Source organism: Natrinema sp. 1APR25-10V2 (assembly GCF_031626495.1).
Classification (GTDB): Archaea; Halobacteriota; Halobacteria; order Halobacteriales; family Natrialbaceae; genus Natrinema.
Genome location: NZ_JAMQOJ010000003.1, coordinates 703,860 through 710,908, shown reverse-complemented (window position 1 = coordinate 710,908; position 7,049 = coordinate 703,860). Strand labels below are relative to the sequence as shown.

General features: G+C 68.2%; 11 protein-coding genes and 1 pseudogene. 7 read left to right on the top strand and 5 right to left on the bottom strand.

All coding sequences use genetic code 11. From position 1 onward, the window contains the following. A pseudogene (locus NDO75_RS12980) lies at positions 1-70 on the bottom strand (IS6 family transposase); the annotation flags it as partial. 107 nt (positions 71-177) lie between these two features. On the opposite strand from NDO75_RS12980, the gene NDO75_RS12975 reads away from it, so the two are divergent. Continuing rightward, a complete protein-coding gene (locus tag NDO75_RS12975) occupies positions 178-516 on the top strand; it encodes a hypothetical protein (RefSeq protein ID WP_310906774.1) in 339 nt (112 codons plus the stop codon). Positions 517-551: 35 nt separating this feature from the next. Here NDO75_RS12975 and NDO75_RS12970 read toward each other — a convergent pair whose 3' ends face one another. The 4 genes from NDO75_RS12970 to NDO75_RS12955 form a co-directional block, all read right to left on the bottom strand. Next, positions 552-779: a hypothetical protein gene (locus tag NDO75_RS12970; protein WP_310906773.1), complete on the bottom strand. Its 228-nt coding sequence runs from the start codon at positions 777-779 to the stop codon at positions 552-554. Positions 780-888: 109 nt separating this feature from the next. Then, positions 889-1,848, bottom strand: a complete 960-nt coding sequence (locus NDO75_RS12965) for a PGF-CTERM sorting domain-containing protein (protein ID WP_310906771.1) — start codon at positions 1,846-1,848, stop codon at positions 889-891. Between the two features lie 2 nt (positions 1,849-1,850). Beyond that, positions 1,851-1,991 carry a hypothetical protein gene (locus NDO75_RS12960; RefSeq protein WP_310906769.1) on the bottom strand — a complete coding sequence of 47 codons (141 nt, stop codon included), beginning with the start codon at positions 1,989-1,991 and terminating at the stop codon, positions 1,851-1,853. Positions 1,992-2,235: 244 nt separating this feature from the next. Next, positions 2,236-2,427 (bottom strand): hypothetical protein, encoded by a 192-nt coding sequence (locus NDO75_RS12955; RefSeq protein WP_310906768.1) that lies wholly within the window; start codon positions 2,425-2,427, stop codon positions 2,236-2,238. Between the two features lie 401 nt (positions 2,428-2,828). Between NDO75_RS12955 and NDO75_RS12950 the strand changes: the two genes are divergently transcribed. The 6 genes from NDO75_RS12950 to NDO75_RS12925 all read left to right on the top strand — a co-directional run bounded on the left by NDO75_RS12950 (position 2,829) and on the right by NDO75_RS12925 (position 7,048). Continuing rightward, positions 2,829-3,215, top strand: a complete 387-nt coding sequence (locus NDO75_RS12950) for a hypothetical protein (protein WP_310906767.1) — start codon at positions 2,829-2,831, stop codon at positions 3,213-3,215. A 112-nt stretch (positions 3,216-3,327) separates the two neighbouring features. Further along, on the top strand, positions 3,328-3,939 hold the full coding sequence (locus NDO75_RS12945) for a translation initiation factor IF-2 subunit beta (protein WP_310906766.1): 612 nt from the start codon (positions 3,328-3,330) through the stop codon (positions 3,937-3,939). Positions 3,940-4,047: 108 nt separating this feature from the next. Further along, positions 4,048-4,689: an HAD family hydrolase gene (locus NDO75_RS12940; RefSeq protein ID WP_310906765.1), complete on the top strand. Its 642-nt coding sequence runs from the start codon at positions 4,048-4,050 to the stop codon at positions 4,687-4,689. 36 nt (positions 4,690-4,725) lie between these two features. Next, positions 4,726-5,700 carry an adenosylcobinamide-phosphate synthase CbiB gene (gene cbiB / locus NDO75_RS12935; RefSeq protein ID WP_310906764.1) on the top strand — a complete coding sequence of 325 codons (975 nt, stop codon included), beginning with the start codon at positions 4,726-4,728 and terminating at the stop codon, positions 5,698-5,700. Next, the gene (gene cobS, locus NDO75_RS12930) at positions 5,697-6,464 is read left to right on the top strand and encodes an adenosylcobinamide-GDP ribazoletransferase (protein WP_310906763.1); all 768 of its coding nucleotides are present in this window, start codon (positions 5,697-5,699) and stop codon (positions 6,462-6,464) included. The genes cbiB and cobS overlap by 4 nt, the downstream gene beginning before the upstream one ends. After that, positions 6,464-7,048: an NTP transferase domain-containing protein gene (locus NDO75_RS12925; protein WP_310906790.1), complete on the top strand. Its 585-nt coding sequence runs from the start codon at positions 6,464-6,466 to the stop codon at positions 7,046-7,048. Before cobS ends, NDO75_RS12925 begins: the two co-directional genes overlap by 1 nt. The last annotated feature ends 1 nt before the right edge of the window (position 7,049 follow it).

The window sequence follows — 7,049 nt, the reverse complement described above, 5'->3', positions numbered from 1 at the left end:
TCCGCTCACGCTCCCAAGCTTCATCCAATTCCGCCGCGTAGCACTCGCTGAGCAGGTCTGCGAGCATCATAGCCAAACTAGCTCTACGACCTGCTCGCTTCTCAAACCGCGCTAACTAGACGGTGCCCTGTTGAGACATATGCAGGCCACCGCTGGCCGGCCAGCACGAGCATCTCTATGACCTACCCCGCACACGAATCTGTGCAGAATCGACCGCACCTTCCGGAAGAGCTCGATATCGACGGTCACCGACGGCTCACGTCGACGCGGCGCAAACTGACGCTCGACGTCCTCACGGGCGTCTCCGAGCCGGTCGACCTCTCGGAGCTGGCGGCGGGAATCGTCGCCCGAGAGGACGGCGTCGACGCGGTCGACGAGGCGTCCGTCTCGGATGTCGCCGTCGAACTCCACCACGTTCACCTCCCGATGATGACCGATATCGGTCTCATCGACTACGATTCGTCTGCGCGACGTATCGACTCCTGTCCCACTCGAGACGACACGCAGGACATGTAGACGGACGGCCGAGTCCGTCGCCTCGTTCCGTCGAGTTACGCGTCGTCCTCGAGTAGCCCGAGTTCGGTGGCGACGAGGTCCGCGATCCGGTCGGCGACGTCGGGATCGACCGATGCGACGTCGTCGCCGTCGTGTAACTGCTCGTTGTGGCGGTCGATCGCATCGGCAACGTCCGCCAGCGGAACGCGGGAGGTCGTTTCGCAGTCGGGGCAGACGACCGGAACCCGCGGATCGTCCTCGTCCGAGTCGCTCGTGTTCGTCATTTGCCGGGTGTCTCACGGCGACAGTCAAAACCTCCTCGGTTCCGATAGCGGCCGTGTTTCGGCGACCGACTCGAGAGCGATCGCTGGCGTCACGGCTGGCCGCTCGCGGTTAGCCCCTCGTGCGGGCGAGGACCGCAATCGAGAGGGCGACGCCGGCCGCGAGGACACCGAAGCCGGGCATCTCGTCGCCGCCGTCGGATTCGGATCCGTCCCCACCGGTGCTCTCGTTGGAGCCGGTCGGCTGCTCCGTCGACTCGTTGTCGGCGGTGTCCGACGTGTTCGAGGACTCGGGGCGTTCGTCGGCCGGCGCGTCGAGCTGGAGGACGACGACCGCCTGACCGTGGGTCGAGTTCTCGGCCGCGTCGTAGGTCCAGCCGCCGCCAGCTTCCTCGTAGGGCTCCGCGGCGGCGACCGGATCGATGTCCGTGTCCCAGCCATCGCCTGCGGGCGTCTGCTGGATGTAGCCGGCGACCTCGATCCGGTCGGCGTACTGACCGCTAATTTGTGCTTCGCCGTACGAGATGGTCGCATCTTCGGGGTTCCCGTGGAACTCGTAGCAGTGGGAGTCCATGTAGCCGTCGCCCTGCGCGACGTCCGGGCTGGTCCCGAACTGGTCGCCGTCGAGCGGGAAGTTGTAGTGGTCGTTCATCGGGAACTTCACGGTGATCGGATCGGCCTCGGAGTGCCACGTCGTCGCCCCGCCGGTCGGGATCGTCACCTTCGTGTCCGGCACCGACTCGCCGATGACCGGATCGCCGTTCTCGTTGACCAGCGTGACGCAAATCTTCCCCGAGCCGTCCCCGAGATATGGACTTCGGTACTCGTCGCGCGGGTTCTCGTAACTCACCCAGGTCCCGTCGTCGGCCCTCGCCTCGAAGTACGGGTCACCCGGCTCCGGCGCGGGTTCGACGTACGCCTCCTCCGACACGGACTCGTTCGCGTCCTGTGCGACGGCTCCCGCGGCGCTCATCGCGACGAGGCTGGCGATCACGGCGAGCCCCAGTCCGAGCGCCAGGAGCGTTCGGGTTCTACCCGCGACTCGCGCTCGGAGTGTTCGTCTCCCGCGCATAGTCACGCCTCGCCTCCGGTTTCCTTGCCGGCGGCTTCGACCAGTGATCCCGCGCCGCGTTGACCGGGGCGCGTGACGTCACCGATCGGTTCGATCGTGACACAGTCCAGCGACGATGACAGTCCCGCTGCAGTACGGATCATCGCGCTGACGTACCGGATCACCCGTTCTATATATGAGCGCCGTACCTGACGGTAGAGCGCTTCTACGTGGAGTAGGCGGCCGTTTGGGCGCGAAGCCGATTTCCGAAGGCCGTCCGAAACGCGCGGTAGTGGCCCGCTGAAAATGCGTCGCCGGCCGGTCGACAGACGTTACCGCGGATCGGTCACGACGCTCGTCGTCCAGTGGTCGCGTCTCGAGCCGAAAACAGCTGTCACGCCGACCGCGCTAATCGTCGTCCCCGTCCGACGACTCCGAAAGCGATCCGCTCACCTGAACGAATTCCGTGCACCCGCACTGACAACCGTCCCGGCGGCCGATCGGTCGAAGCGTTTCGTCGGCGAACTCGAGTGCGGCGTAAAGCGAACCACACTGCTCGCACGCGGCGATCGTTCGTCGATCGGCGTCGGTTTCGTCCATTCTCGCGGTGATGGTCGTCGAACCGTCAATAAATAGCTCCTGTGAGGATCCGAGTGATACCAACGAAGTTGTTTCTCGCGTAACAACAGCTGCGGCTCGTCAGCGAGGGACCGCACGAACCGTTCGGTCGAGAGCGATGCAGTGATGGGGGTGTGCCGCTGGTGGCTCGCCAGCGGCGGGGGTGTAGAGAGTGGCTGGGCGTGCCCGGGAAACACAGAGTCGTCGGTAACTCGCGTGACGGCTGGCACGAGGGGGAACAGACACGCCGACTGAACGTCGGTAGACGGGTGGGATAACGCTGTATAATTTCCGAATAGAGCACTATAGAGGGCGGTTAATCGACGGCCGACGGTGCATTTGCCTGCCGGCCGCTTTTCCGACGGGTAACGATACCTCCCCCTATGAGCGACGACGGACGGAGTCACGACCGCGTGCAGGATCGCGCCAACCAACGCAAATCCGAGCGGGCGGCCCACACCGAATCGATCCTCGAGGACGTCGAGCGCCATCTCGGAGACGTAGAGTACCCGGTCACGAGCGAGGAACTCGCGACCGAGTACGGCGACGAACCGATCGACATGCCCAACGAGACGGAGACGCTCGGGGCGGTCTTCGACCGGCTGGTCGACGAGCAGTACGACTCGGCCGAGGAAGCACGCGAAGCCGTCTACGGCGAGATCACCGGCGAGGCGGGCAGCCCGAACGAGGCCAACGACGAACGCGATCTCGACGAACTGGACGAGCAAAAACAGGGATCGCTCGGAGAGAGCGGCGGCACCACGTACTGAGTCCCCCGCGTTCATCGCCGGCCCGTGCCGCCGTAATCGGTAGTTATCTCGACGCTGTCGGGTAGATCATGATAGCAGAACGGATTTACGTTCCCGTCACCTGTTCTCGCGTATGGATTACGAATCGAGTCTCGACCGAGCGATGGACGACGTCCCCGATATCGGGGGCGACGAACAGCGACTGCAGATCCCCGACCCGCAGCCCCAGAAGGACGGCGCGTTCACGCGCGTAACTAATCTCGACGAAATCTCCGACGTGCTCTCCCGAGAGACCGAGCACCTCCACCGGTTCATCCAGCGCGAGCTGGGGACCAGCGGCAAACTCGAGAACGGCCGTGGACGGTACAACGGGTCGTTCTCCCAGCAGGACTTCGACGCGGCGATCGACGCCTACGTCGACGAGTACGTCCTCTGTTCGGAGTGTGGCCTCCCCGACACCCGCCTCGTTCGCGAGGATCGAACGCCGATGCTCCGCTGTGACGCCTGCGGTGCGTTCCGGCCGGTCACCAAGCGCTCGACGAGCAGCCAGCAACAACAGCAGCAAGACGCCGTCGAGGAGGGCCAGACCTACACCGTCGAGATCACCGGAACCGGCCGCAAGGGCGACGGCGTCGCCGAGAAGGGCAGCTACACGATCTTCGTCCCCGGCGCGGAGGAGGGCGACGTGGTCGACATCTACATCAAGAACATCTCGGGCAACCTCGCGTTCGCCCGGCTCGACTGAGCCCGCGGCTGAATCTCGATTTTCGTCACCGGCTCGAGCGCGCCCCGTCGTCGCGACGACCGCTCGCGGACCGCGAAATTAAAGTCAACTTGTGGTAGTCACACGATCGTGGGAGTATCGTTCGACCTATTCGGAACGCTGGTGACCGCCGACCGCCCGGACGACCCGGCCGCAGCCGTCGCGACCGAGCTCGAGAAGCGAGACGTAGCGGTGCCGGACGACTGGGCCGACGCCTACGCCGAGCCACACGTCGACGCGCCCGAGGGCGCAGAGGTACCGCTGCCGGCCCACGTCTCGCGGGCGCTCGCGAGCCGCGGCGTCGACTACGAGCACAACGCGGCCAGGCGCGCGGTCGTCGCGGCGTTCGATCCGACCGTCGAGACTAGGCCGGGCGCACTCGAGGCGGTCGATGCCGCCCGCGAGCGAGGGCCGGTCGCCCTCTGTTCGAACTGCAGCGTCCCGGAGCTGGTCGGCCGGACGCTCGTCAGGTCCGAGTTCGAGCGCGACGACTTCGACGCCATCGTCACGAGCGTCGGCTGCGGCTGGCGCAAGCCCGCCCCCGAGATCTTCGAACAGACCGCCGACCGGCTCGGCGTCGCCCCCGACGAACTGATCCACGTCGGCGACGATCCGGACGCGGACGGCGGGGTCGAAGCCGTCGGCGGGACGGCGCTGCTGCTCGAGGAGCTGTCGCTCGCGGACGTGCCGTCGCGGCTGGGGGCCTCCGGCGAACGCAGTAGCCATGAGTGAGCGGCCGCATCGTTCTGACGACATGGAGGCGACGACGTGACGCTGACGGCACTCGCCGTGATCGGGCTGGCGTTCAGCCTCGACCTGCTGCTCGGCGAGCCGCCGACCTCCCTCCATCCGGTGGCGTGGTTCGGCCGGCTCGTCGACGCCCTCGACAGGGAGTGGAGCGAGTCCGACCGCGGTCAGCGGCTGGTCGGCGTCGCGATCGCCGCCCTCGCTCCGCTCGTCCCCGCCGCAGTCGTCGGCGGGGTAGTCGTCTCAGCGGCTGCGTTGCATCCGATGACCGGCGGTATCGCCGCCGCGCTCGTCCTCTTTCTGACGACGAGCCTGCGCTCGCTGCTCGAGCTTACTGCCGACGTCGTCGGCGCGACCGACGGCGACGTAGAACGCGCCCGCGAGGAAGTCGTCGGACTCGTCGGCCGCGATACGTCGACGCTTTCGGCGGGCGAACTCCGCAGCGCCGCCGTCGAGAGCGCGGCCGAGAACCTCGCGGACGGGCTGGTCGCGACGCTGTTTCCCTTCGCCGTGCTCGCGCCGGTCTCGCTGCCGGCCGCCGCGGCGGCCGCCGCCTGGGTCAAGGGTGTCAACACGCTCGACTCGATGCTCGGCTACCCCTCGAAGCCGGTCGGGACGGCGAGCGCGCGACTGGACGACGCGGTGATGTACCTGCCCGCGCGGGTCGCCGCCGCTGCGATCGCCGTCGGCGCGGCCGCCCCGCTCGCGCTCGTCCGCGCTCGATCGTGGGCGCGGGTTCCGCCGTCGCCCAACTCCGGCTGGCCGATGGCGACGCTCGCCTGCGCGCTCGCGGTGCGCCTCGAGAAGCCCGACGTCTACGCCCTCAACCCCGACGCGGACCTGCCGACGCTGGCCGAGGGCGAGCGAGCCGTTTCTCTCGTGGGACGGGGAGCCGCTGTCTCGGTCCTCGTCGCCGTCGCACTCGCGGTCGCCGCACCGGCGATCGGTGCAGCACTCGCGTCTCTGGCCCGAACGACACTGGAGGTGGCGGGATGAGCGCGATCCACCGCTGGCTCGGTGCCGTCCGCGGCGCGTGCGGCTTTCTGACGCGTCTCCCCGTCGAGTACCGCGACGGCGACTGGGACGCGTTTCGGTCGACGCCGGCGGCGTTCCCGGCCGTCGGCCTCGTCGCGGGCGCGCTGGCCGCGATTCCGCTGCTCGCCGCGGAGACGCTCGCGGGGCCGACCGTCGCGCTCGGCTACCTGCTTTCGGTGTACGCCGTGACGGGGATCCACCACCTCGACGGGATCGCGGATCTCGGCGACGCGCTGGTCGTCCACGGCGACCTCGAGCGCCGCCGCGAGGTGTTGAAGGATACGACGACCGGCGTCGGCGCGCTCCTGTCGGTCGCGATCACCGTCGCCGCGCTGGCGCTGGGCGGCCTCGGACTGGCGGGGCTTCCGGTCCGCGCGGCGGTCGGCGTCGCGATCGCAGCCGAGGTCGGGACGAAACTCGGGATGGCCGCGATGGCTTGCTTCGGAGCGGCGAGCCACGACGGAATGGGACGGCAGTTCACCACGGCGTCCGGCCCTGCCTCGTTCGCCGCACCCGCGGCGGTCGCGCTCCCCGCCGTCGCGCTTACCTTCCCCTCCCTCGCCGCGACGGCGGCCCTCTGCGGTGCCGTCGCCGGCATCGGCCTGCCGTGGTACTGGGCGAACCGCCACCTCGGCGGGATCAACGGCGATATCTTCGGCGCGGCAAACGAGATCGGCCGCGTCGCCGGCGTCCACCTGGGGGTGATCGCGTGGACGCTCTCGTGATGTGCGGCGGGAAAGGCACTCGTCTCGAGAGCCCGCACGAAAAGCCGCTGCATCCGATCGGCGGGACGCCGATGGTCGATCGCGTGCTAGCGGCCCTCGGCGAGAGCGCCGTCGAGACGACCTACGCAGCCGTCTCGTCGAACGCGCCGGAAACGCGGACACACCTCGAGTCTGCCGGCGTGACGACGGTCGAGACGGCCGGCGAGGGGTACGTGACCGATCTGATGAACCTCCTCGAGCGACCCGAAATCTCGCCGCCGGTGCTGACCGTCGCCGCGGACCTGCCGCTGCTCGAGAGCCCCGTCGTCGACCGGGTGCTCGCAGCCCACAGCGACGGGACCGGCTCGCGGACCGTTTGCGTCCCCGCGGCGCTCAAGCGGCGACTCGGGGTCAGTGTCGACTCGCGACTCGAGCCCGACGACCACCTCGCGCCGACCGGGGTCAACGTGGTCGGCACGACCGACGATTCCACAGCCATGACAGACGTGTACTACGACCCGCGACTCGCAGTGAACGTGAACCGACTCGAAGACGCCCGCGTCGCGACCGAGTGGCTGCGGAGCCCCGCCGCGGAGGGGAACTGAG

Coding starts and splice junctions, on each gene's coding strand:
- NDO75_RS12975 (WP_310906774.1), top strand. CDS start 178: ATGACCTACCCCGCACACGAATCTGTGCAGAATCGACCGCACCTTCCG.
- NDO75_RS12970 (WP_310906773.1), bottom strand. CDS start 779: ATGACGAACACGAGCGACTCGGACGAGGACGATCCGCGGGTTCCGGTC.
- NDO75_RS12965 (WP_310906771.1), bottom strand. CDS start 1,848: ATGCGCGGGAGACGAACACTCCGAGCGCGAGTCGCGGGTAGAACCCGA.
- NDO75_RS12960 (WP_310906769.1), bottom strand. CDS start 1,991: ATGATCCGTACTGCAGCGGGACTGTCATCGTCGCTGGACTGTGTCACG.
- NDO75_RS12955 (WP_310906768.1), bottom strand. CDS start 2,427: ATGGACGAAACCGACGCCGATCGACGAACGATCGCCGCGTGCGAGCAG.
- NDO75_RS12950 (WP_310906767.1), top strand. CDS start 2,829: ATGAGCGACGACGGACGGAGTCACGACCGCGTGCAGGATCGCGCCAAC.
- NDO75_RS12945 (WP_310906766.1), top strand. CDS start 3,328: ATGGATTACGAATCGAGTCTCGACCGAGCGATGGACGACGTCCCCGAT.
- cobS (WP_310906763.1), top strand. CDS start 5,697: ATGAGCGCGATCCACCGCTGGCTCGGTGCCGTCCGCGGCGCGTGCGGC.
- NDO75_RS12925 (WP_310906790.1), top strand. CDS start 6,464: ATGTGCGGCGGGAAAGGCACTCGTCTCGAGAGCCCGCACGAAAAGCCG.